Below are 22,893 nucleotides of genomic sequence, written 5' to 3'. Positions count from 1 at the left end.
CGGTCAGAACCGGCTCGCCGGGAGCCGGATGAGCTGACCACGCGAGGTGATCTCGAGCTTGGCGAAGACCTTGCCCAGGTGGTACTGCACGGTCCGGGGGCTGATGAACAGCTGGGCGCCGATCTCGGGGTTGGACAGGCCGTCGCGGGCCAGCCGGGCGATCTGCCCCTCCTGCGGCGTCAGCGCGTCGCGCGTGTCCACGGTGCGCTTGCGCGCGGTCGCGCCCGTGGTCAGCAGCTCCCGGCGGGCGCGCTCGGCGAACGCCTCCGCCCCGGCGCCGTCGAACATGTCGAACGCGGCTCCGAGGTGCTCGCGCGCGTCGACCCGGCGGTTCTCGCGGCGCAGCCACTCGCCGTACACCAGATGCGCGCGGGCGAGATGGATGGCGACACGAGTTCGCTCCAGCCGTTCGATCGCCTCGCGATAGCAGGACTCGGCGGCCGTGCCCTCCTGCAACAGGGCGGCCGACCAGGCCTGGACGCCGAGTGCCCAGTCCGTGCCGGCCGCGGCGGTCCGTTCCTCAAGTCGTCGCAGGGCGGCCGCGGCCTCCTCGTGAGCGCCGCTCCGGGCGGCCGCCTCGATCAACTCGACGAGGGCGAAGCCGGCGATGCCGAGGTCGTCGTACTCGAGAGCCGACCGGGCGCCGGCCAGCGCGGCGTCGTAGCGGCCGAGACCGTTGTACAGCACCGCGGACACGTAGCCGTACCCGCCTATGGCTCGCCCCTCGCCGCGCGCGAGGGCGTTCTGCAGGCCCCGGTCCAGGCCGTCCTGCGCGTCGGGTTCGACGCCACGCCAGCCGGCGAGCAGCAGTTCGGCGTACCTCGCCGGGGCATTGCCGGTCGCCTCCGTGATCGCCTCGGCCTCGTCCGCCAGCGCCGAGGCGGCCGCGAACTCACCGGCATGCACGTGGACGACCGCACGGTGTCCCAACGCCAGCGGCAACGCGATCAATGCGCCCGCGTCGCGTGCGAGCCGGACCGCCCGGGTGGCCAGCTCGTGCCACGTCTCGTCGTCCCACAGGTCGCCGGCAGCGATCCAGGGCAGGGAGACCCACCGCATGTCGACGTCGGAGTCGCGCCCGAGCGCGTCCAGGGCATCTCGCAGCGGCGCCACGCCGGCGACGTAGCCCCGTGTGTACCGCGTGGCCAGGCCGTCGAGGAGGAGGTCGATCGACCGCGGCGACGTCCCGGCCGGCGGCGCGTCCCGGGCGGCCGTCGCCACCTCGTGCGGGCCGACGCGGTCATTGAGGCGGCCGGCGAAGATCGCGGCTTCGAGCGCCTCCAGGTACGTCTCGCGCCCCGACTTGCAGTCGAGCGGCGCGAGCCGTTCGGCGGCGGCGAGCAACAGCGGCGGAGCGTCGCTGCCGCGCCGGAGGGCGAAAACGATCTGCGCACGCAGGCGACCGAGCTGCGCCTGCTGAAGGTCGTCCAGCGGGCACAACCCGGCCAGCGCCAGAAGCTTGTGCGCGGCCTCCGGCGCCCCCGAGTCGAACGTCGCCTTCGCGGCGGTGAGGGCGCGCCGGCCACGATCGGCCGGGCCTGGGGTCAGCTCGGCCGCCCGCTGGAGGAACGCCGCCGACGCCGCGATGCCGCCGCGATGAGCCGCCCGCCAGGCCGAGCGCTCCAGCTCCACCGCGATGTCCTCGTCCGGCGCCGTCGTCGCGTGCGCCCGGTGCCAGGCGCGACGGTCGGGATCGGACTCCGGGTCGGTGGCCTCGGCGAGCGCCTGATGCGCGTGCTCCCGTTCGGGCAGGGTGGCGGTCCCGTAGATGGCGGACCGGACCAGCGGGTGCCGGAACCGCACCCGGCCCCGGAGGTCGATCAGTCCCGCCGACTGCGCCGGCGCGGCGTCGTCGGCGTCGAGTCCGAGCCGGCCCGCCGCACGCCAGAGCAGGGAAACGTCGCCCACCGGCTCGGCCGCCGCCACCAGCAGGAGCCGTCGGGTCTCGTCCGGGAGCGCGTCGAGTCGCCGCAGGAAGCTCTGCTCGATCCGGTTCGCCATGGGCGTCACGTCGAGCACGCCGAAGCCGCCGGCCAGCTCGGTCGGTGTCAGTCCGCGCGGCAGCTCGAGCAGGGCGAGCGGGTTGCCGCGCGACTCGGCGACGATCCGATCCCGTACGAGCTCGTCGAGGCGCCCGGCCAGCGCCGAGTCGAGCAGGGCCCGCGCGTCGCTGTCGCCGAGTCCGGCCAGCGGGAGCTCGGGAAGGCCGTCCAGCTCCGGAACCTTGCTCGGCTCCCGGACCGCGAACACGAGACCGACCGATTCGGCGAGCAGGCGGCGGGCGACGAAGGCGAGTGTCAGCGCCGAGGCCTTGTCCAGCCATTGGGCATCGTCGATCACCCAGAGGAGCGGCTGGTCCTCGGCGGCCGCGGAGAGCTGGCCGAGGACTCCCAGGCTCACGACGAAGCGATCGGGGGCCGGGGCCGCGCTCAGGCCGAACGCCGCCTCGAGCGCCTCACGCTGGGGAGTCGGCAGCCGTACGCGCAGATCGAGCAGCCGGGCGCACAGCTGGTGCAGGCCCGCGTAGGCCAGTTCCGTCTCGTACTCGTGGCCCGACGCCCGGGCGACGCGGAAGCCGGACGCGCTGCGCACCAGGTAGTCCAGGAGGGCCGACTTGCCGACGCCCGCCTCGCCGCGCAGGACCAGTACCTGGCTTTGACCCGACCGCACGCTTGTCAGCAGTCGATCCAGCACGTCGCGCTCGTTGCGTCGGTCGCACAGCGCAGGGCTCGTCGACATCGTTTCGGACGCTATATCGGCCATCTGATCACGTCAATCGGCTGGCCCGCCACGGCTGGCGACACGGGCTGGCGTGTTGGCGGACTCGACGGCAGGCACCGGCGGGCGATTCTCGGCGTAGGGCAGAACCCAGGGCGGTCCGGCCCGGACAAGCGAACGAAAGCGGGATGAATACCGTGGATGCCGCCGTAATCGAACGTGCCGAACGCGGTCCCTCGACGATCCAGGCGGAGGCCGAATTCGAAGGCGTCCGTTCCCGGCTGTTGGGCGTCGCCTATCAGATTGTCGGTCGTACGGCCGACGCCGAGGACGTCGTCCAGGACGCGTGGGTCCGCTGGCAGACCGCGGACCGCGCCGAGGTCCGGTCCCCGCTCGCATTCCTGACGACCGTCACGAGGCGGCTCGCTCTCAACACGGCGACCTCCGCCTACGCGCGCCGCGAGGTGTGTGCCGGCGAATCGCTTCCGGAGGCCGGGCTCGCGACCGACGATCCGGCGCGGGAGGCGGAGCGCCGCGAGGCACTCGGGATCGCCGTCCAGTTCCTGATGGAGCGGCTGTCCCCGGCCGAATGCGCCGTCTACGTGCTTCAGGAGGCGTTCGGCTATCCGTTCCGGGAGATCGCCGGGGCACTCGGCCTCAGCGAGGCCAACGCGCGGCAATTGGCACGCCGGGCGCGCGGCCATCTGGCGGAAGAACGACACAATCCAGTCGATCCAGCCGTACGTGATGCTCTGCTCGAAGCCTTGGCCGAAGCGACGCGAGCGGGCGACGTGGCGCGCCTGATCGCGCTGCTCAGGGCTCCTCGTCGCTGGCGATCCGGTACTTCCGCACACTCGCGTCCCGCAGTGGGGGAAGCTCCAGGGGCGGGCCGCCCGAGCTGCGGAACCGGTGAAGATCGTCGTCGGACTCCCACCGTTCGTAGACGTTGATCCGGGTGGGGTCGAGCTGGTCCGCCGCCTGGACGAAATCGAGGCAGCCCGGTGCGGCCCGGGCCAGGCGCGCGACGTCCGCCACCCCGGCCAGGTAGTGATCGCGATCGGACGGCCGGACGTGAAGCCTTCCCGCAACGATGATCATGAGGCCCTCCCTCCGATCCGAAGATGCCACATCGAGCGCCGTCCCGCCCGCCGGGCGTGACCCGGCCACCGCGGTCTCGCGAACGCCGGCGACACCCCGCTACGTCGTCGCGCGGCGGATCACGCGGGTCGCGGCGGGCTTGGTGTCGTCGGCCGGGAGGTCGAGCGCTCGGCGGGCCAGCCGCCGTCCGTAGGTGGCGGCGTCCACTCGCACGGACGTCAGCGGCGGGCGCCACCGGGCGGCCTCGGCGCTGTCGCCCCAGCCGATCACCGCCAGGTCGCCGGGGCAGGACGCGCCGGCGTCGGCCATTGCCGCCAGGACGGCCAGCGCCAGGCTGTCGGTCAGCGCGGCCACGGCGGTGACGCGACCCAGCTGCTCGCGCACGGCGGCCAGGGTCGCGGTCTCGCCACCGACCGGCAGCGTCGCCGGCTCCGGCAGTCCGAGCGCTTCGGCGGCCCGTCGCACGTAGTCGGCCATGAGGCGCATGAAACGGTCGGGGCGGGCCGGGACGGCGACGGCGACGTCGCGGTGACCGAGCTGCCGCAAGAACTCGATCTGGGTCAGGTAGTGCGAGGCCATGCCGTCGACCCAGCCACCGTCGGCGATCGCGCCGGGGCGCGTGTAGAGCGCCGCCAGGTCGATGACCGCCCGCGGGCCGACCGCGTCGATCGAGGCCCGCCGGGAACGCCGCGAATAGGAGACGAGCAGCGCGTAGCCGGCGGCGCCCAGCTCCTCCTCGAGGCCGTCGACGAACCTCTCGAGCACACGGTCCCGGGGCAGGCCGCCCACGTCGAGCACGACCACACGGGACGCGCCCTCGCGCAGCGCCCGGGCGATCGGGTGAGCCCGATAGCCGAGGTCGGCGGCGGCCTGGCGGACCCGGTCGCGGGTCGCCTCGGAGATCGTCTGGTCGGGTGCGTCGTTCATCACGAAGCTCACCGTCGCGGGTGAGACGCCGCTCGCCCGTGCCACGTCCCGCATGGTTGCGCGGCGCACCTTCATCCTGGACATCCTCCCAGCTCAGGATGCTAGTTTAACCACTAATACGAATTAGCGACGCGCGACCCTGGGGAGGGCCCGATGAAGAGCCTGGTAATCACCGCACCCGGCCGTACCGAGATGCTCGACGTCGAGCCTCCCCCGGCCGCGGAGGGCGACATCGTCGTACGGATGAAGGCTTGTGGCATTTGTGGGTCTGATGTTTTCTACACGCAGATCGGCGGCATCCCGCCTCGTCAGGGAGCTACCCCGCTCGGACACGAACCGGCCGGCGAGGTCGTCCGGGTCGGGCCGGCGGTTACCGGGGTGTCCGAGGGTGATCACGTGGTGCTCAACCCGATGGCGGCGGCGGACGGCATCATCGGCAGCGGCGGGGCCCAGGGCGGGCTGTCGGAGCTGGTCGTGGTCAAGGACGCCGTGGCCGGTGTGCATTTCCGGGTCATCCCGGCCGAGATCCCGTGGGAGGTGGCGGCGCTCAACGAGCCGATGGCGGTGGCGTTTCACGGTGTCAACCGCTCCGGCGCGGGCAAGGGCACGCGAGCGGTGGTCTTCGGCGCCGGGCCGGTCGGTCTGGGCGCCGCGATCGGGCTGAAATCCAAGGGCGCCGAGCACGTCGTGGTGGTCGACATCGTTCCCAACCGGCTCGAGAAGGCTCTGCTCGTCGGGGCCGACGCCGTCATCAACTCCGCCGCGGAGGATGTGGCCGAGCGTCTCAAGGCCCTGCACGGCTCCGAGCCGGGCTTCCAGCACGGCCCGTCCCGCCCGCTGACCGACGTGGCGATCGACGCGGCCGGCGCCTCGGCGGTCATCACGACGGCCCTGCGCTCGTTGCGCCGGGGCGGCGTGCTTTCGGTGGTGGGTGTGCACAAGAAGCCGGTCGAGCTCGACTTCCAGGAGATGCTGGTCAACGAGCCCGACATCCGGCTGTCGATGGGCTACCCGACCGAGATCTTCGAGGTGACCGACTCGATCATCGCGGACTGGGCGCTCTACCAGCACATCATCAGCGACCGGGTCCCGTTCGCCGAGGCGGCCGGGGCGGTCGATCTGGCCGCGACGCCGGGCGCCACCGACAAGGTGGTGGTCGTCTTCTGAGCGGCCGGCCCACGGGAAACTCAGCGGTCTTCGGCCAGGGAGTCCAGGTCGGCCAGGGCGTCGGCGGGGAGGGCCACGCCGGCGGCGGCGATGTTCTCGCGGAGGTGGGCGACGGAAGACGTGCCGGGGATCAGCAGGATGTTGGGGGACTGGTGGAGGAGCCAGGCCAGCGCGACGGCGTTGGGGGTGGTTTCGAGGCGCTTGGCCACGGCGTCCAGCGAGCCTGACTGCAGGGGGTTGAAACCGCCCAGCGGCCAGAACGGGACGTAGGAGATGCCCTGGTCGCGGAGGGTGGCGATCAGCCGCTCGTCGCCGCGGTGTGCGACGTTGTACCAGTTCTGCACCGTGACGACGGGGGCGATCGACTGCGCCTCGGCGACCTGCCCGGCGTCGACCACGCTGACGCCCAGGTGCTTGATCAGGCCCTCCCGGCGCAGGTCGGCCAGGGCGCCGAACGGTTCGGCCAGCGAACCGGGAACGGCGGAGTGGCCGTCGGAGCCGCCACCCCAGCGCAGGTTGACCACGTCGAGCGCGTCCACGCCGAGGTTCCGGAGGTTCTCGTGGACCTGGGAGCGCAGTTGCCCGGGTTCGCGGGCGTGGATCCATGAGCCGCCGTCGCCGCGGACGGCGCCGACCTTGGTGACGATCACCAGATCCTCGCCGTACGGGGACAGGGCCTCGCGGATCAGCTGGTTGGTGAGGTGCGGGCCGTAGAAGTCGGCGGTGTCGATGTGGTTCACGCCGAGCTCGACCGCCGTGCGCAGGACCGCGATCGCCTCGGCGCGGTCCCGCGGCGGGCCGAAGACGCCGGGGCCGGCCAGTTGCATGGCGCCGTAGCCCAGGCGGGAGACGGTGGTGCCGGCGAGGGAGAAGGTGCTGCTCATCTGCGTGGTCCTTTCTCGTTGTCCTGGCCAGCGTCCCGCTTTGCCACGCAGGCAGGCAGTTCCCCGCCGATACTGGGTGTGACAGGGACAGGATCGCCGGCCGTGCCGCGATTACCGTGGCGGTCATGAGCGACAACCTGATCGGCGACTTCCTGCGTGCGCGGCGGGCCCTGGTGCGGCCCGAGGACGTGGGTGTGCGGGTCACCGGCACCCGGCGCGTCGCCGGGCTGCGCCGCGAGGAGGTCGCCATGCTCGCGGGCATCAGCAGCGAGTACTACCTGCGGCTCGAGCAGGGCCGCGACCGCCACCCGTCGGTGCAGGTGCTGGAGAGCCTCGCCCGCGTGCTGCGACTCGACGAGGACGCCGCCGACTACCTCCTCGAGATCGCGACCCCGAAGCCGCGCCGGACCCGGCGCCCACGCCGCGAGACCGTGCCGGCCGGGATCCGGCAGCTGCTCGAGGTGATCGGCCTGCCCGCGTTCGTCGAGGGCCGCTACTTCGACGTGCTCGCCGCCAACGCCCTCGCCGCCGCGCTGTCGCCGAACCTGCGCCCCGGCGAGAACCGGATGCGCGCGATCTTCCTCGATCCGCGGGAGCGGGCCCTCTACCCCGACTGGGAGCAGGACACGATCACGCTGGTGGCCGGCTTCCGCGAGTCGGTCGGCAACGACACCGACGACCCGCGCTTCGTCCAGCTGGTCGGCGAGCTGTCCCTCGGCAGCGAGCGTTTCCGGCAGCTGTGGGCCCGGCACGACGTGCACGGCCGCGAGGGCCGCCCCACCCGCCTGAACCACCCGCAGGTCGGCGAGATGACCGTGCGCCGGGAGAAGCTGGCCATCGGCGGCGCCGAGGACCAGATCCTCTGCGTCTACCACGCCGAGCCGGGCACCAGCAGCGCCGACAAGCTCGCCCTGCTTGCCTCGGTGGATCAGCCGGCGCCGGCCCGCTCGTCGCCGCGCACCTGACGCTTGGGTCCGCCGTCTTTGTCCCGCCGGATGGGAGACTCCCGGGATGGACAACGGGCTGCGGGTTACCGGTGGCGGCGAGGGTGAGCCGTTGCTGCTGCTGTTGCACGGGCTCGGCGCGACCGGTGACGTCTGGTCCGGGTGGGGGCCGGTGCTGGCGCGGCGGTGGCCCGGCCGGTGGCTGGCGCCCGACCTGCCCGGTCACGGCGGCTCGGCGGCGCTGCCCGCATACACGTTCGACGCCTTGGCCGAGGCAGTGAGTCCGCTGGTCGGGACGGACGGCCGCACGGTAGTGCTGGGGCATTCGCTCGGCGGCGTGGTAGCCCTGGCCCTGGCGGCTCGGCAGCCGGTGGCCGCGGTCGCCGGGCTGGGGATCAAGGTCGCCTGGACCGCCGAGGAACTGGATCGCGCACGGGCGCTGGCGGAGCGTCCGGTGGCGTGGTTCGACTCGCGCGAGGAGGCGGCCGCCCGGCATCTGCGGGTATCGGGACTGGCCGGTCTCGTCGCCGAGGACGACCCGTCGGCGCCGGTCAGGCTGGCCCGCGGCGAGCACGACGGGATGAACACCGACGAGCAGCTGGCGGGCCTGGGCGTGCCGGTGGTCACGCTCGCCGGACTGGGTCACAACGCCCACGTGGAGAGCCCCGAGCGGTGCGGGGTGCTGCTGGATTAGTTGCTTTCCGGGGGCGCTCCGGCGCCTCCTTCAGCTCGCGCGGCCCGCGACCGATGCGACGGGAGATCTCTTCCCGCTTGCCCGCTCGCGAAAGGCGCTAGATGAGTACCACCACTACCGAACTGCCCACCTCGACCTCACCACCGGACGCCGCCTCCGCCGGGGGCTCCGGCCGCTGGTGGGCGCTGGTCGTCCTGGCGATGGCCCAGCTCATGGTGGTGCTGGACGCCACGATCGTGAACATCGCGCTGCCGACCGCGCAGCACGACCTGGGCTTCTCGGACGCCTCCCGGCAATGGGTGGTCACCGGGTACGCGCTCGCCTTCGGCAGCCTGCTGCTGCTCGGCGGACGCCTGTCCGACTTCTTCGGCCGTAAGCGCATGTTCCTGATCGGCCTGATCGGTTTCGCGCTCGCCTCCGCGCTCGGCGGCGCCGCGAACGGTCTCGAGATGCTGATCGTCGCGCGGGCCCTGCAGGGCGCGTTCGGCGCGGCGCTCGCCCCGGCCGCCCTGTCGCTGCTGTCGACCACGTTCACCACCCCGGCCGACCGGGGCAAGGCGTTCGGCATCTTCGGCGCGATCTCGGGCGCCGGCGGCGCCGTCGGCCTGCTGCTGGGTGGCGTCCTGACCGAGTACGCGTCGTGGCGCTGGTGCCTCTACGTCAACCTGGTGATCGCCGCGATCGCGGTGGCCGGCGCGCTGTCGAAGCTGCGGGACGAGCCCGTCACCAGCCGCAACAGGCTCGACATCCCCGGCGTCATCACCGCCGTGTCCGGCCTCGTCGGCCTGGTCTTCGGCCTCGGCAAGGCGGAGACCGACGGCTGGAGCGCCCCGGTCACGCTGATCCCGATCATCGCCGGTGTGATCATCCTGATCGCGTTCGTCGTGATCGAGACCCGGGTGGCGCACCCGCTGCTGCCGCTGCGCGTCGTGCTCGACCGCAACCGGGGCGGCTCGTACGCCTCGATCGGCATCGCGGGCGCCGGCATGTTCGGCATCTTCCTGTTCCTCACGTACTACATGACGGTGTTCCTCAAGTTCACGCCGATCCAGACGGGCCTCGCGTTCCTGCCGATGCTCGCCGCCATCATGACCTCGGCGACCACGGCCGGCTCGATCCTGACCCCGCGCGTCGGGCCGCGCCCGCTGGTTCCGGTCGGCGCGCTCGTGGCGGCCGGCGGCATGGCCTTCCTGACCCGCCTCGACCTCGACTCGCACTACGCGTCGGGCGTCCTGCCCGGCCTGCTGATCATCGGCCTCGGCCTCGGCCTGGTCTTCGCCCCGACCCAGAACGCCGCCACCAGCGGCGTCGAGCACCGCGACGCCGGCGTCGCCTCGGCGATGATCAACACGGTGCAGCAGATCGGCGGCTCGATCGGCACGGCGCTGCTGAGCTCGTTCGCGACCAGCGCGGCGACCCACTACGCGTCGAGCCACACCCCGTCGGCGCGGCTGGCGGCCGAGGCGGCGCTGGCCAGCTACCACACGGTGTTCTGGTGCGCGTGCGGCTTCTTCGTGCTGGCCGCGGTCGTGGCCACGCTGCTGTTCCGCACGGGTCCGCTGGACGTAGACCCCGACGCTCCGAAGGCCATGGCCCACTGACCTGGCCCATTTGTTGCCCCGGTCGCGCATTCGTGCGCGACCGGGGCGTTTTTGTCCGCGTGGGTGGTTTGTCCGCGCAGCGCGTTTTGTCCGCCCGGGTGTCGCGGGCACTCCTTTGATCGTGAAGACTGGCGCGATGGCGAAGGCGATGTCGTGGCTCAACGAGCCGCCGCAGTGGTCCGATCAGGCCGGCGTGATCAGCGTGCGGACCGGCCTGAAGACCGACTTCTGGCGCCGGACGTTCTACGGCTACCTCACCGACAACGGCCACTTCTACCACCGCCCGGTCACCGGTGACTTCACCGCGGAGGTGGTGGTGTCGGCGGGTCATTCGGCGCTTTTCGACCAGGCCGGACTGATGCTGCGCGCCGACGAGCGCACCTGGCTCAAAACCGGGCTCGAGGTCACCTCCGGGGCCGTGCAGCTCAGCACCGTGCTGACCCGGGACGAGTCCGACCTGTCGGTGGCGGCGGTGCCGGGCTACGACGGTGAGCTGTCGCTCCGGCTGACTCGCTTCGGGTCCGCGGTCTGCGTCCATCGCGGCGACGGGAACGGCGGCTGGCAGCTGGTCCGGCTCGGCTACCTGGATCTGCCGGAGACCGTCGGTGTCGGGGTCATGTGCTGCTCGCCGCAACGGGCCGGGCTCGAGGTCACGTTCCGCGACTTCCGTGTCGGTGAGCCCATCTCCCGCGACGGCCTCGAGTAGGCGCCCGTCGAGCCGACCGGCCCTACAGCGGCCGGCCGTGCCAGTGTGACAGTGCGGCCAGGGCCGCGCGCCGGCCGACGACGGCTCCCAGCTCGTCGGTGTTGCGGAAATGCACGCCCTCCCAGACGCGTGCGTCGATGTTGTCCCGGGTCAGTTCCGACCACTGCCGGTACTCCAGAGTCACGTCGGTCGCCACCGCGCTCGTCAGCGAGAACGAGGCTCGTGGCGGGCCGGCGAGCTTTTCCAGTACGGCCTGGGCCGCGCCGGCGTAGGTGGTGTGCCCCGACGGGTACTCCGGGTGGGCGGGCGTCGCGATCAGCGGCGTCCAGGCGGGGTCCGGCGCGACGGAGCCGGTCCGGATCGCGGTGACCGGGCGCCAGAACAGGTAGCGGTACTTCGCCTTGTAGGTGGTGATCTGCGCGTCGATCGTGGCCGCGTGGAACAGGGCGATGAGCGCGATCCGCCGGGCGAGCGGGCGCCGGTCCGCGGCGTGCGAGCCGTGCGGTGCGACGGTGGTGCGCAGCGCGCCGGTGAAGCCGTTGAGCGAGGTCTGCGACCAGAATCGGGCCACCGCCGTCTGCCGCGGTGTGCGTACGGCGCTGTCGACGGCGCCCACGGCTCGCGACTCGGCGAGGTCCCGTAGGTAGACGGCGCTGCCGAGAGCCGGCGGCGGACCGGGCTGCAGCGGCCCGACGCCGGGCACCAGGAACGGGCGTCCGTCGCCCTGGCCCGCCTGGACTGCCGCGGCGAAGGCGGGCGGCGTCGGCTGCCACACGCCGGGCGCGGCCGGCGGCGGTGTGAAGGGCCGGTTGACCGAGGCCAGGTCGAGCCCGTCGCCGGCCCGCTCGGCGAGCACGGCCCGGGCGGACTCGACGCCGGCGGCGACGGCGCGCTCCGGGTAGCGGGCGCTCAGCCGGGAGCGGGTCGTCGCGAGCGCGGCGTCCAGGACCGGCGCGGCGGCCGGGTTGGTGGTGATGAGGGTTTCGTGGACGGCGGCGGCCAGCGCGAGCTCGGCGTCGGCGCCCGGACGAACGGCGGACGCGGAGCGCCAGGCGGCGATCCAGGCCACGGCCCAGGTGCGGCTGTTGGTCACCTGCTGGGGCCCGGTGATGACCCCGATGGTGGTGGCGGTGAGGTCATACCACTCGAGCAACGTGTCGGTGCGCGGCGCGGCTTCGGCGGGCGACGGGATCAGGACGGTGGCGGCGCCCACGCCGGCGGCGGTCGTCAGCACGGCACGGCGAGTCAGGGGCATCGATGAGTGCACCCCCTGACCGTAGTATCCATCTCCCATCGGTTCAATAGGAAAATGGACCGGAGACCGCCTCGCGCAGACGGTCGACGGCGGACAGATCTCCGGCCACGGCCAGGGTGCCGTCGGCGCGGGCCGCGGTGAGGGCGGCGGAGTCGGTCAGCAGGGCGCTGAACGTCAACGGATCGGTGCGCAGTGAGACGTCGGCCGTTGCGGGCTCACCGGGCTGCACCTCGGCGCGGCCGGACCGCAGGATGACCGTCCACACTCGACCGTCCAGCTCGAGACGGTAGGTCGTGGGCGGCGCTTCGGGGCCGGGGCGGGCGGCGCCCTGCAGGAAGATGAGCACCGAGGTGGCGCTGAGCGCGGCCGGCCCGGGGGGCTGCGGTGCGTCGATGCCCCAGTCGCCCAGGGCCCGCAGGATCGGTTCCAGCTTCCGGCCCCGTTCGGTCAGTTCGTAGACCTGGTGGCCCTCGGTGGGGGCGGGGACGCGGCGGATCACGCCGTTGTGTTCCAGCTCGCGGAGCCGGTCGGAGAGCAGGTTCGAGCTGACGTGGGGGAGGGCGTGCCGCAGTTCCGAGAAGCGCTGGGGCGTCAGGAGCAACTCGCGGACGACCAGCAGGGCCCATCGCTCACCGACGACGTCGAGGGCCCGGGCGATCCCGCAGGAGTCCCGGTAGCTGCGGCTGGTCGGCACGCTCTGAAACTACCACACGTGGTGGTTGTTTTTTACAACTGAAAGTGGTTAGGTTTTTGTCATGCTGCTGGAGAACAGGAACGCTGTGATCTATGGGGGCGGGGGCGCCATCGGGGGCGCCGTCGCGCGCGTGTTCGCCCGGGAAGGCGCTCGGGTCTTCATCGCCGGGCGGACGCGGGCGAAGCTCGATGCGGTGGCGCATGATGTGGCCGCCGGGGGCGGAAAGATCGAGACCGCCCAGGTCGACGTCTTCGATCAGGAGGCGGTCGAGAAGCACGCCGACGCGGTAGCGGCGTCGGCCGGGAGCATCGACATCGCGCTCAACGCGGTGAGCGTCCCGCACGACCAGGGAACTCTGCTGGCGGATCTGTCGGTGGAGGAGTTCATGCGGCCGATCGACGGGTTTCTGCGGGCGCTGTTCATCACCAGCAAGGCCGTGGCGCGGCACATGGGCCGGGAACGTCCCGGCGTCATCCTGACCTTGTCGGAGCCGGGTTCCAAGCTGGCCGTGGGCGGGATCCTGGGGCATGCCGCCAGCGCCGCCGGCAAGGAGGCGTTCGCCCGGGTGCTCGCGGCGGAGCTGGCGCCCAGCAATATCCGGGTCGTCGGCATTCGCCCGCACGCTGTCGTGGATGCACCGGCGGCGGGTTCCTACACGGGGGAGCTCTTCAAGCCGATCGCGGCGGCGGCCGGGCAGTCGGTGGAGCAGCTGCTGCACGGCGGGGGAATGGCGCAGGGAACGCTTCTGAAGAGGCTGCCCACGCTGGCCGAGGTCGCCGAGACGGCTGCCTTCCTCGCCTCGGACCGGGCCGCGGCCATGACCGGGACGATCGCCAATCTCTCGGCCGGGGCGCTCGTCGACTAGACCCATTTCAGCGTACGCAGGCGGGCTCGGATCGGACGTCCGAGCCGAGATACCGGCGGCGCTCGGCGGCGTCGAGGTCTCGGCCTACGGCCTGGCAGATGGCGGATGCGGCCGCGTCCAGGGTGGGCAGCGCCACGTCCCACAGTTGGATCGTGCCCTCGCCGTCCCCGGCGGCCAGAGTGCGGCCGCCGGCCAGGGTTGTCCCGTCGGGGCTGCGCGCCACCTCGACGACCGGCTCGCCCGGGTCTCCACGACGGGTCAGCCCGGAACCCGGGCGACGGGCCGGCCCCAGCGCCTGCCCGTCCCCGGCTCCCAGCTGACTCTTGTTCCCCCGTACGTGCGAAGGGTTCAGGCGACGAAGCGCGACCGGCGCCGGCTGATCACGAAGGCCGCGCCGCCGCCGAGCACGAGCACGAGGCCCACGCCGGCGATGAGCAGGGCCGGTGCGCCGGTGATCGGGAGGCCGCCGCCGCCCTGGCCCCCGGTGTCCGGCGCGGCGACCGGGTTGATGACCAGCTTGGCCGTGTCGTTCGCGGCGTTCGGGTCGGGCTGGGAGGACTTGACCGCGACCTCGCCGGTGAGCGTGCCGGACTGACCAATGCGCAGTTGGAATGGCCAGACCTCCGACTTGTTCACGTCGAGCGGCATCGCGGTCGTGGTGCAGACGTAGTCCGCGCCCGACGTGGCGCAGCCCTCGGGCGCCGTGACGACGGTGGCGCCGGCCGGGATCCTCACCGTGACCTTGGCGGCCGGGTCGGGGAAGCCGAAGACGAACGCCGGGCCGAGGTTCCTGACCCCGACCGTGGCGGTCACGGTGGCGCCGGTCGCGCCGTTGGCCTCGGCGCCGACCGCGGCCAGATCGGCCTGCTGCGAGCCGGTGAGCGTGATCAGCGTGTCCTGCCAGTCCTCGCCGGACGTGTCGGTCTGGGGGACGCCCTGCACGGACGCGGTGGCCTTCTCCTTCAGCGAGAGGGCGCCGTCGGTGCCGCGCTTCGGCTTCTGCGCCTCGACCAGGTCGATGTTGTCCCGGTTGTCGGTCGGCGTCAGCCAGTGATAGGTCTGTCCAATCAGTTCGGGCGCAGGTATGTCCGCCCGCACCTTGACGCCCATGTCCTCGGAAAGGGCGTAGGTGACTCCGGGCTTCAGCGTGGTGTCGAAGTGGCAGTAGGCCGCGCTCGCGCCGTAATAGCAGTTCGAGTAATGCTTCGCCATTCCGTACCACGGGTCGATGAAGAAGAACATATCGACGCCGGTGACCGCGTTCGCACCCTCGTTGCGCACACCCAATGGCGAGGTGACCGTCGCGCCCGGTTTGGCCGACCGCTCGATCAGCGCGGTGCTGGCGGCCGCGAGCTTCACGCCCTCGGCGACTGTGATCTTCGCCGTCCGGGTGAGCGTGCCCAGCTCATCGCTGGTCACGGTCAGCTTCACGGCGCCCTCGGCGCCCGGCTTGGCCCCGTCGGCCGCGCGGTAGCTCACGTTGGCGACGGCCGCGAACCCGTCCGGCGCCGACAGCGACTCGAATTTGCAGGTATAGATGTCGCCGGCCGCCGTGCAATGGTGGTCGGCGCTGTCGAACTCGAGGCTCGGCTCGGCGACCCCCGCCAGCTTCGACGCGTCGAGCACGGCCGTGACATTGTGCAGCGTGTATGTCTGCTCATAGGCCCAGAAATAGGCGGTCTGCAGCTTGGCCGGACCGCCGGGCACGAGAGCGACGTGTGCGAAATCAAGCTCCGGCGTGACCGGCGTGACCGGCGCGGCCGACGCCGCAGCCGGGACACCAGCGGCCGCGACCAGCCCGGCGACCAGCGCGCCCAGCTTTCGCAAGCGGGTTGAAGACACGAAATTCCTCCCCGTTGATGCAATGCGCGGGGAAGCATAGTGGCCGGTCGATCATCCCGCTGACCCGGAAAGGTTGTTCAGCTCCCGTTCGACCGGTGTAAAACCATCAGTTCATTGCCCTCGGGGTCGGCGACCCGCCAGCGATCCTCCGACTCGTCAAGGAGCCGGCCGCCGGCGGCGACGATCGTGGCGAGGCGCGCCTGCGCGAGGTCTTGCGGCACCGCGAGCTCGAAGTGGATGCGGTTGCGCTGCCGGCGTCGCGCCGTCTCCGAGGCGTCGAGCTGCTGGAACACCAGCACCGGGTTCAGCCGCCGCGGATCGTGGATGTCGGTGACCCCTTCTCTCCGGTCGGGGGTGTATCCGAGTGCGGCCACCCAGAACGCGCGGACCGCGGCGACGTCGGCGGCGTCGAGGAAGAGCTGCGCGAAGCGCGGCAGCCCCGGGTCCGCGGTTGCCCCGAGTTCGCGGGCGGCGGTCTGAAGGTTTCCGGCGAGGTCGGTGAAGTCGAGATCGAGGCCGTGGGCCTCGTCCTCCCACTGGTCCTTGCCGCTGTCGATGATCACGAGCCCGGGGCGCAGGTCGACCAGCAGCGGGAAGCCCGTGTCGTCGGCCAGCGCCGCTGCCGCGGCGACCAGGTCACGCTGCTGCGCCGGCGAGGTGGTGCGGTAGCACGCCATCGCGCTGAACACCGCCTGCCAGTCGGCCATCCCGGTCCCCTCGCCGAGCGGGTCGCCCGGCACCAGGTCGACCTCGTTGCCATCGGGGTCGGCGTGACAGACCCCGTACGGTCCCGACCCGTCACCGAGACCCACCATTTCGACCGCCGCGGCCGGCCGCACCACGTCGAGGTGGACGCGGTTCCGCAACGGCCGCGGCTCCGTCGACTGCCGGATCCGTATCGCCGGGTCGCGCCGCAGCGGATCCGCCAAACCGCCGTCCTCCCCGAGCGCGTAGTCGAGCACGCGCTGCCAGAACTGCCTCACGACAGGCGGGTTCGCGCTTTCGAACACGACGCTCAGGTGCTGCAGCACGGCCGGGTTCGCGGCCAGCCCGAGATCTCGCGCGGCCGCCGACACCGCCTCGGCCTGCTCGTCCGTGTGGAGGCGCACCCGCAAGCCGGTCGCGCGCAGGTCGACCGCGATCTCGGCCGACAGCTCCACGATGCGCCCAGCCAGCGCGGCCCCCACGATCAGCGAGGGCGCGTCGAACCAGGCCGTCGCAACGCCGTCGACCACGCGCCAATCCGTCTCTGCCATGCCCAGCACTGTAGAGCCCGATCCGGACTCAGCCGCCGACGGCGGCCCACGCGCCGGCCGGTCAGAGTGGCTGTGCGCCGAGCACGGACAAGAGCTGCAGCTTCTCGTACGTCTCGCTGCCCGGGTTTGCGGTGTAGACGAGAAGGAAATGCGACTGGCCGGGGTCGAGCAGCGTCTGGCAGTTCAGCTCCAGCGGGCCCAGCTCCGCATGGACGAAGTTCTTGACGTCGTGGGGGCGCAGGCCGACCTCGTGGTCGTTCCAGAGCGCGCGGAACTCGTCGCTGCGGGCGAGGATCAGGTCGGCGTAGTAGGCCGCGCGGGAGCCGGGGCCGCGCAGCGTGACGAGTTCGCGCAGGTGCGAGGCGAAGAGCCGGGACTGGAAGGAATGCTCCTCCGGCGCGTACAACTGCCGCGCGGCCGGGTCGGTGAACCAGCGGTAGCCGAAGCTGCGGTCGGGGCCGCGGAAGCCGGTCGTCTCCCCGGTGAGCGCGACGCCGAGCGCGGTCTGGCGCAGCGTCTCGCCCAGCTCGGTGATGATCTCCGCCGGGGTGTCGCCGAGCCGGTCGAGCACCCGCAGCAGGCCGGGGCTGATGTGCTCGCTGACCGGCCCTCGCAGCGGTGGCTCGTGGCCGGCCAGCCGGAACAGGTGGTCGCGCTCGTCGAGCGACAGGTGGAGCCCCTGCGCGATCGACGCCAGCATCTGCGCGGACGGCTGCGGCCCGCGCTCCTGCTCGAGCCGCGCGTAGTAGTCGGTCGACATGTGGGAGAGCGCGGCCACCTCCTCCCGCCGCAGCCCGTTGGTACGGCGGCGCTGCCCGCGCGGCAGGCCGACGTCCTCGGGTTGCAGCGACTCCCGGCGGCGCCGGAGAAACTCCGCCAGTCCGGTCCGATCGATCACCACGTGTGTTCCCTCCCTCGGGCGCTACCTCGTTTCTAGTCCCCGTTCACCGAGGCAGGCAGGGATTGCCGATCCCCCCTTGAACCCCGCGCATCAGCGGATCGCGCATCCCTGAATAACGCCGGCCGTCTCCGCGACGGTGGAGACACCGACGAGACCTTGGAGTGAACAAATGCCAGCCAAACCATCTGACATCAGCGTCCCTGACCTGTCCGGCCGACGCGCGGTCGTCACCGGTGCCAGCGACGGCGTCGGTCTCGGCCTCGCGGCCCGGCTCGCCGCGGCCGGAGCCGAGGTGCTTCTGCCCGTACGGAATCCGCGCAAGGGCGACGCGGCGATCGCCCGGATCCGCCGGCAGACCCCGGCCGCGGACGTCTCGCTGCGCGCGCTCGACCTGTCCTCGCTCGACTCCGTGGCCGCCCTCGGCGCGACCCTGCGGGACGAGGACCGCCCGATCCACATCCTGATCAACAACGCCGGCGTGATGACCCCGCCCGACCGGCAGACCACGGCCGACGGGTTCGAACTGCAGTTCGGCACCAACCACCTCGGTCACTTCGCGCTCGTGGCCCACCTGCTGCCGCTGCTGCGGGCCGGCCGCGCCCGGGTGGTGTCGCAGATCAGCATCGCGGCCAACCAGGGCGCGATCAACTGGCCCGATCTGAACTGGGAGCGTTCCTACAACGGCAACCGCGCCTACCAGCAGTCGAAGATCGCGTTCGGGCTCTTCGGGCTCGAACTGAGCCGGCGCAGCCGGGCCGGCGGCTGGGGCATCACCAGCATCCTCGCCCACCCGGGAGTGGCTCCGACCAGCCTGCTCGCCGCCCGCCCCGAGGTCGGCCGCGCCCGCGACACCATGGGCGTACGCGTCATCCGCGCGCTGTCGGCCCGCGGCATCCTCGTGGGAACGGTCGAGACCGCGCTGCTTCCGGCCCTGTACGCCGCGACGGCCGCGGATGCCCGGGACGGCGCGCTCTACGGCCCGAGCGGACCCGGGCACCTCGGCGGCCGGCCGGCGGAACAGAAGCTGTACTCGCGCCTGCGCGGCACCGAGGAGGCCGAGCGCGTTTGGCATGTCTCCGAGGAACTGACGAAGGTCTGACCGTGGTTTGGTAAGTCCATGATGGAGTCAGCCGACCGGGTGGTCGCCCGCACCGTGGAGCTTGCCGAGATTCCGGCTCCGTCCGGGCACGAGCAAGCCCGGGCCGCCCGAGTTGCCGAGTGGTGGCGAAGCGACGGCCTGGCCGAGGTGCACGCCGACGCGGTGGGCAATCTCTGGGCGCGGGTACGCGACGGCGCCGGTTCCGCGGTCGTGCTCGCGGCCCACCTCGACACCGTCTTCGACGCCGATACGGACCATACGACCCGCCGGGACGGGACCAGGCTGCTCGGACCGGGCGTCGGCGACAACACCGTCGCCGTGGCCGCCCTCGCCGAACTGCACGCGCTGCTGCCACCCCGTACCCGCCGCCCGGTCTGGATTGTGGCCACCGTCGCCGAGGAAGGCCTCGGCAACCTGGCCGGGGCGATCGAGGCCCTGCGCCGGCCAGCCGCCCCGATCGGCGCGTTCATCGCCGTGGAGGGCAACTACCTGGACCGGATCGCGACCCGCGGGGTCGGCTCGGCGCGCAGCCGGATCACGGTAAGCGGGCCTGGCGGCCACGCATGGGAGCGCGCCGCCGCGCCCAGCGCCGTGCACGGAGCGGTCGCGCTGGCGGCCGAGGCGCTCAAGCGGCTGCCGCCCATGCCGCAGACGTCCGTCAACGTCGGCCGGATCGGCGGCGGCGAGGCCATCAACGCCCGGGCCCGGGAGTGCTGGTTCGAGATCGACCTGAGGGCGATACGGCCGCAGACCCTCGCGTGGCGGGAGACAGCGCTGGCCGAGGCGATCCGGGTATGGCGGAACGGTCCCGATTCCGCCGGGCTCAAGGAGACGATCACGGACCTCGGTCGCCGGCCGGCCGGCGAGATCCCGCAGGAGGCGCCCCTCGTTCGCGCCGCCGAGTCCGCGCTGCGGAAGGCCGGCCGAGACGTCAACCTCGTCGCGGCGAGCACCGACGCCAACGCCGCGTACGAGGCCGGGGTGCCCGCCATCGCGATCGGGGTGACCACCGGCGCGGGCGAGCACACCGAGCAGGAGTGGATCGAGCTGGCCGACCTGCCGGTGGGCCTGACCGTCCTGGCCGACACCGTCGCCGAGCTCGACGACGAGCGATAGCTCAGGCGCTCACCTTCGGGTGGCGGCCGACGACCCGGCGGAACGCGTGCCACAGGCGGGTCACGCCCGAGCCGGCCGTGTTCACCACGCGGTCGCCGACGATGGCGAACTCCGCGACCAGCGACGCGGCGCGGTCCATCGCCCGGCGGGCCTCTTCGAAGTCCTCGGCGTCGTTCCGCAGCGCCCACAGGTGGCGGCCCTGGTCCCAGGCGTGGGCCCGGGTCACCGTGACCAGCATGCGCTGGGTCCAATCGTCGAGCGGCCCGACGAACTCGTCGATCTCCAGCTGCCACCGCGTGGAGAAGCCGCGGCGCAGCGGCGGGATCTCCTCGTAGAAGATCTGGTTCACCAGCAGGTAGTCGGGGTGGATCGTGTCGTCGGTGGGCGCGCCCAGCTCGTTCCAGGTGCCGATCAGCGCCAGCGACAGGTCGTGGTTGATGTGCGCGTTCACGCCGAGCATCGCGGCCGTGAGGCGGCTCATCTTCATGTCGTGGCCGCGCTTGAACAGCACCTCCCACACGTCGGGGGTGGCCTCGTCGTCCTGGTTCCACAGGTCGAGGGCGGCGAAGTAGCGCTTGGCGAACTGGACGTCGAGCAGCTCGAGGAAATCGGGCTGGTTGACCCCGGTCCTGATCGCGGTGTCCACCCGGCGGGTGATGCGGTTGTAGAGCTCGTTGAAGGCGGCCACCCGGTTGGCGGACGGACTGGGCGGCAGCTCGTCGAGAATCACCTGGATCGAGTCGAGTTTCGCGATCACCTCGGTGATGCCGCCCGGCTGGGTGGCCAGCACGGCGGCCATGGCGTCCCGCTGCGGATCCCACCCGCGTCCCGGCGGGATGGCGAGCGCGGACAGCTCGAGACGCTTCTCCTTGAGCGTCTCCGCGCTGCCGCGCACGCGCTCCCGGTCGAATGTTGTCGTCATGCCAACAGCCTGGTGACCGAGCCGCCTCACCGCCATAACCCTGTCGGCTACCCGTCGCGCGAGATCCACCACAGTGGCCCGTCCGGGCGACGGAAAAATCGGCTGACGCCCGGACGGACGACGGATATGGTGGCCCGCATGTCGGTGACTTTCCTGGTCTTCGCGCCCTCGCGGGGACCACAGCAGCCGTTCCGCACGCGCGCCCGGGGCCGAGCCCTGGCGATCGCCGCGTAGCACACCCCGCCAGGGCCCAGACGCGTCCATTCCGGATCGGTCGGGCCCCGCAAGCCGGGCCCGCCCGTCGTCTCGAAGACGGGGCCCCATGGCAGCACCATCACGGCGAGAGCACACCCGTGCCCGCCGCACACTAGGACAGAACTTCCTCGCCGATCCCGCCGCGGCCCGGCGGCTCGCGGAGACGGCCGTGCCGCATCCGCGCGCCCTGGTCTACGAGGTGGGTGCGGGCCGAGGCCACCTCACCCGGGAGCTCCTCCCGCTCTGCGGGCGCCTGGTGGCGTACGAAATCGATGTCGGCATGGCCGCCCACCTGCCGAAACATGCCCGCCTGAGCGTGCGGACGGAGGATTTCCTGGCGGCGGAGCCGCCGAACGAGGACTTCGCGGTGGCCGGGAACATCCCCTACGCCCTGACCGCGGGTGTCGTCCGCTGGTGCCTGGCCGCGCCGTCGCTGCGGCGCGCGACGCTTCTCACCCAGATCGAGTACGCGCGCAAGCGCACCGGCGACTACGGACGGTGGAGCCGGCTGACGGTGCTGACCTGGCCGGACTTCACCTGGCGGCTGGCCGGCCGGGTGCCGCGCGGCTCGTTCCGCCCGGCGCCGCGGGTGGACGGCGGCGTCCTCCAACTCGAGCGGCGCCCGGTACCGCTGGTGCGACCAGGACTCATGCCGGCCTGGCGACGGCTGGTCGAGGACGGCTTCACCGGGAAGGGCGGCTCGCTGCACGCCACCCTCGTGCGGCGCCACGGCCGGCGGGCGCACGGCGCGGCGAGGGCGGCACGGCTGGGCGAGGACGTGCCGGTCGGCGAGGTCTGGCCGGAGCAGTGGCTCACCCTGTTCCGGCTGCTGGCGCCACGATGAGCGTGCCGAGCCCGGCGACCGCGTCGATGTCGAGGCCGCCCGACTCGACGCCGTCGCCGCCGTCCGCGCGGAGCCGGGTGTCCCGGTCGATGCCGTCGGTGCGATCGCCGTTGAGGACGGCATGGCCACCGCCGTCCTCCAGCAACGCCCGCACCGGCACCCGTACCGGCGTGGTGATCTTCCAGGTGTTGACGCCGCCGGTCATCCGGATCGGCAGGGTCTCGTCCGGCGTGGGCAGGGCCATGTCGATCCGGGCCACGCCGCCGATCAGGTCGATCCGCCGCACCAGGGCCGTGGACAGCGCGAAGTGCTCCTCGCGGGCGCCGCCGGTCATCCGCAGCGACCAGGTGACCTTGCTGTTGAGCCGCACGTCGACCTGGCCGGAGCCGTCGGTGCCGACGGCCTGCGCGGTCAGCCGCACGGTGCTGCCGTCGCGGATCAGGCGGGTCTTGAGCCCGCTGCCGGCTGGTGTGCTGACGCGTACCGGATCGGCGCCGAGCGCGGCGACGGAGACGTTGATGACGGCCACGTCGGAGGCGAGCTCGAACGTTCCCGAGGTGAACGGCAGCACGGCGGCCGGACTCGTCGTGGTGGCGGACGGCTTCGCGCTCGTCGGCGTGGTGGCCGGGGGCTCGGCCGGCACGATCGAGACGGGCGGGCTCGGCGGGGGCTCGAAACTGATCGCAGGCGGCGGCGGGGCGGTGTTCACCGTCGTCGTTGCGTCGTCGCGCAGCACCAGACGGCCCAGCACCACCACGCTGCCGCCCAGGAAGACCAGCATGGCGAGGGCGCCGAGGATCAGCCGCAGGCCCCGGCGGGCCGGCGGGGGCGGTGGGCTGATCAAGCGGTCCGGTTCCGCTTCTTTCATCCCGTACGCGGAGGGAGCGGCGGCCGCCGGAGGATCCTCGCCGGGGTAGTAGTCGGCCTTCGGGCTCATGCGGTGCGGCGCGTCGGGCCAGTAGTCGGAGATGCGCGGCCACTCCGCGGTCGGGGTGGCGGGGGAGTCCGGGTTGTCGGAGGCGTCCATGCGATCGTCTCCTCGGTGCGGCTACGGATGGCGTCGCCTGGCAATACGGAGCGCACCCGGGCGGCGGTTCGATTTCCC

The 22,893-nt window shown here is 72.3% G+C and carries 21 protein-coding genes and 1 pseudogene; 10 read left to right on the top strand and 12 right to left on the bottom strand.

Translation table 11 applies throughout. The features are described from left to right. Positions 1-3: 3 nt before the first annotated feature. Positions 4-2,739: a helix-turn-helix transcriptional regulator gene (locus A3CQ_RS0116090; protein ID WP_020511967.1), complete on the bottom strand. Its 2,736-nt coding sequence runs from the start codon at positions 2,737-2,739 to the stop codon at positions 4-6. 167 nt (positions 2,740-2,906) lie between these two features. Between A3CQ_RS0116090 and A3CQ_RS62785 the strand changes: the two genes are divergently transcribed. Then, positions 2,907-3,668, top strand: coding sequence for a sigma-70 family RNA polymerase sigma factor (locus tag A3CQ_RS62785; RefSeq protein WP_084699096.1), 762 nt, complete (start codon positions 2,907-2,909; stop codon positions 3,666-3,668). Positions 3,669-3,672: 4 nt separating this feature from the next. On the opposite strand, the pseudogene A3CQ_RS62780 reads toward A3CQ_RS62785, so the two are convergent. Next, positions 3,673-3,816, bottom strand: a pseudogene (locus A3CQ_RS62780) (putative quinol monooxygenase); the annotation flags it as partial. A gap of 99 nt (positions 3,817-3,915) precedes the next feature. Then, complete coding sequence (locus tag A3CQ_RS53070) at positions 3,916-4,818, bottom strand: LacI family DNA-binding transcriptional regulator (RefSeq protein ID WP_051115260.1); 903 nt, start codon at positions 4,816-4,818, stop codon at positions 3,916-3,918. A 78-nt stretch (positions 4,819-4,896) separates the two neighbouring features. On the opposite strand from A3CQ_RS53070, the gene A3CQ_RS0116075 reads away from it, so the two are divergent. Next, complete coding sequence (locus tag A3CQ_RS0116075) at positions 4,897-5,910, top strand: zinc-dependent alcohol dehydrogenase (RefSeq protein WP_020511964.1); 1,014 nt, start codon at positions 4,897-4,899, stop codon at positions 5,908-5,910. Positions 5,911-5,930: 20 nt separating this feature from the next. Here A3CQ_RS0116075 and A3CQ_RS0116070 read toward each other — a convergent pair whose 3' ends face one another. Next, on the bottom strand, positions 5,931-6,794 hold the full coding sequence (locus tag A3CQ_RS0116070) for an oxidoreductase (RefSeq protein WP_020511963.1): 864 nt from the start codon (positions 6,792-6,794) through the stop codon (positions 5,931-5,933). 125 nt (positions 6,795-6,919) lie between these two features. Here A3CQ_RS0116070 and A3CQ_RS0116065 point away from each other — a divergent pair, with 125 nt between their 5' ends. The 4 genes from A3CQ_RS0116065 (at position 6,920) to A3CQ_RS0116050 (ending at position 10,739) form a co-directional block, all read left to right on the top strand. Next, a complete protein-coding gene (locus A3CQ_RS0116065; protein WP_026205753.1) occupies positions 6,920-7,759 on the top strand; it encodes a helix-turn-helix domain-containing protein in 840 nt (279 codons plus the stop codon). A gap of 46 nt (positions 7,760-7,805) precedes the next feature. Further along, on the top strand, positions 7,806-8,432 hold the full coding sequence (locus A3CQ_RS0116060) for an alpha/beta fold hydrolase (RefSeq protein ID WP_020511961.1): 627 nt from the start codon (positions 7,806-7,808) through the stop codon (positions 8,430-8,432). Positions 8,433-8,533: 101 nt separating this feature from the next. Next, complete coding sequence (locus A3CQ_RS0116055; protein WP_020511960.1) at positions 8,534-10,033, top strand: DHA2 family efflux MFS transporter permease subunit; 1,500 nt, start codon at positions 8,534-8,536, stop codon at positions 10,031-10,033. A gap of 136 nt (positions 10,034-10,169) precedes the next feature. After that, positions 10,170-10,739: a DUF1349 domain-containing protein gene (locus tag A3CQ_RS0116050; protein ID WP_020511959.1), complete on the top strand. Its 570-nt coding sequence runs from the start codon at positions 10,170-10,172 to the stop codon at positions 10,737-10,739. A 22-nt stretch (positions 10,740-10,761) separates the two neighbouring features. Here A3CQ_RS0116050 and A3CQ_RS0116045 read toward each other — a convergent pair whose 3' ends face one another. Both A3CQ_RS0116045 and A3CQ_RS0116040 read right to left on the bottom strand, forming a co-directional pair. Beyond that, positions 10,762-11,994: a phosphatase PAP2 family protein gene (locus A3CQ_RS0116045; protein WP_040432466.1), complete on the bottom strand. Its 1,233-nt coding sequence runs from the start codon at positions 11,992-11,994 to the stop codon at positions 10,762-10,764. Between the two features lie 43 nt (positions 11,995-12,037). After that, on the bottom strand, positions 12,038-12,688 hold the full coding sequence (locus tag A3CQ_RS0116040) for a winged helix-turn-helix transcriptional regulator (RefSeq protein WP_020511957.1): 651 nt from the start codon (positions 12,686-12,688) through the stop codon (positions 12,038-12,040). Between the two features lie 61 nt (positions 12,689-12,749). Here A3CQ_RS0116040 and A3CQ_RS0116035 point away from each other — a divergent pair, with 61 nt between their 5' ends. Further along, positions 12,750-13,553 carry an SDR family NAD(P)-dependent oxidoreductase gene (locus A3CQ_RS0116035; RefSeq protein WP_026205752.1) on the top strand — a complete coding sequence of 268 codons (804 nt, stop codon included), beginning with the start codon at positions 12,750-12,752 and terminating at the stop codon, positions 13,551-13,553. Positions 13,554-13,560: 7 nt separating this feature from the next. Here the strand turns inward: A3CQ_RS0116035 and A3CQ_RS0116030 are convergent, their stop codons facing one another. The 4 genes from A3CQ_RS0116030 to A3CQ_RS0116015 form a co-directional block, all read right to left on the bottom strand. Next, a complete protein-coding gene (locus A3CQ_RS0116030; protein ID WP_020511955.1) occupies positions 13,561-13,776 on the bottom strand; it encodes a hypothetical protein in 216 nt (71 codons plus the stop codon). 125 nt (positions 13,777-13,901) lie between these two features. After that, on the bottom strand, positions 13,902-15,395 hold the full coding sequence (locus A3CQ_RS0116025) for a DUF11 domain-containing protein (protein WP_157295934.1): 1,494 nt from the start codon (positions 15,393-15,395) through the stop codon (positions 13,902-13,904). Between the two features lie 77 nt (positions 15,396-15,472). Further along, positions 15,473-16,651, bottom strand: a complete 1,179-nt coding sequence (locus tag A3CQ_RS0116020; RefSeq protein WP_026205751.1) for a VOC family protein — start codon at positions 16,649-16,651, stop codon at positions 15,473-15,475. Between the two features lie 61 nt (positions 16,652-16,712). Then, positions 16,713-17,552 carry an MmyB family transcriptional regulator gene (locus A3CQ_RS0116015; RefSeq protein ID WP_020511952.1) on the bottom strand — a complete coding sequence of 280 codons (840 nt, stop codon included), beginning with the start codon at positions 17,550-17,552 and terminating at the stop codon, positions 16,713-16,715. Positions 17,553-17,721: 169 nt separating this feature from the next. On the opposite strand from A3CQ_RS0116015, the gene A3CQ_RS0116010 reads away from it, so the two are divergent. Together A3CQ_RS0116010 and A3CQ_RS0116005 are read left to right on the top strand one after the other, a co-directional pair. Then, on the top strand, positions 17,722-18,651 hold the full coding sequence (locus A3CQ_RS0116010) for an SDR family oxidoreductase (protein ID WP_020511951.1): 930 nt from the start codon (positions 17,722-17,724) through the stop codon (positions 18,649-18,651). 18 nt (positions 18,652-18,669) lie between these two features. Beyond that, positions 18,670-19,767, top strand: a complete 1,098-nt coding sequence (locus A3CQ_RS0116005; RefSeq protein WP_020511950.1) for a M20/M25/M40 family metallo-hydrolase — start codon at positions 18,670-18,672, stop codon at positions 19,765-19,767. 1 nt (position 19,768) lies between these two features. On the opposite strand, the gene A3CQ_RS0116000 is transcribed toward A3CQ_RS0116005, so the two are convergent. Next, on the bottom strand, positions 19,769-20,689 hold the full coding sequence (locus A3CQ_RS0116000) for a DUF5995 family protein (protein ID WP_020511949.1): 921 nt from the start codon (positions 20,687-20,689) through the stop codon (positions 19,769-19,771). A 322-nt stretch (positions 20,690-21,011) separates the two neighbouring features. Here A3CQ_RS0116000 and erm point away from each other — a divergent pair, with 322 nt between their 5' ends. Beyond that, entirely contained in the window at positions 21,012-21,788 is a 777-nt protein-coding gene (gene erm, locus A3CQ_RS0115990; RefSeq protein ID WP_026205749.1) for an ErmE/ErmH/ErmO/ErmR family 23S rRNA (adenine(2058)-N(6))-methyltransferase, read from the top strand. Here the strand turns inward: erm and A3CQ_RS57450 are convergent. Further along, positions 21,757-22,815 (bottom strand): hypothetical protein, encoded by a 1,059-nt coding sequence (locus tag A3CQ_RS57450; protein WP_020511946.1) that lies wholly within the window; start codon positions 22,813-22,815, stop codon positions 21,757-21,759. The two genes, erm and A3CQ_RS57450, sit on opposite strands and share 32 nt — an antisense overlap. Between the last annotated feature and the right edge of the window lie 78 nt (positions 22,816-22,893).

It is taken from the genome of Paractinoplanes globisporus DSM 43857, assembly GCF_000379645.1.
Taxonomy (GTDB): domain Bacteria; phylum Actinomycetota; class Actinomycetes; order Mycobacteriales; family Micromonosporaceae; genus Actinoplanes; species Actinoplanes globisporus.
Note: the sequence above shows the minus strand (reverse complement) of the source record. Positions and strands in the feature narration are given on the sequence as shown.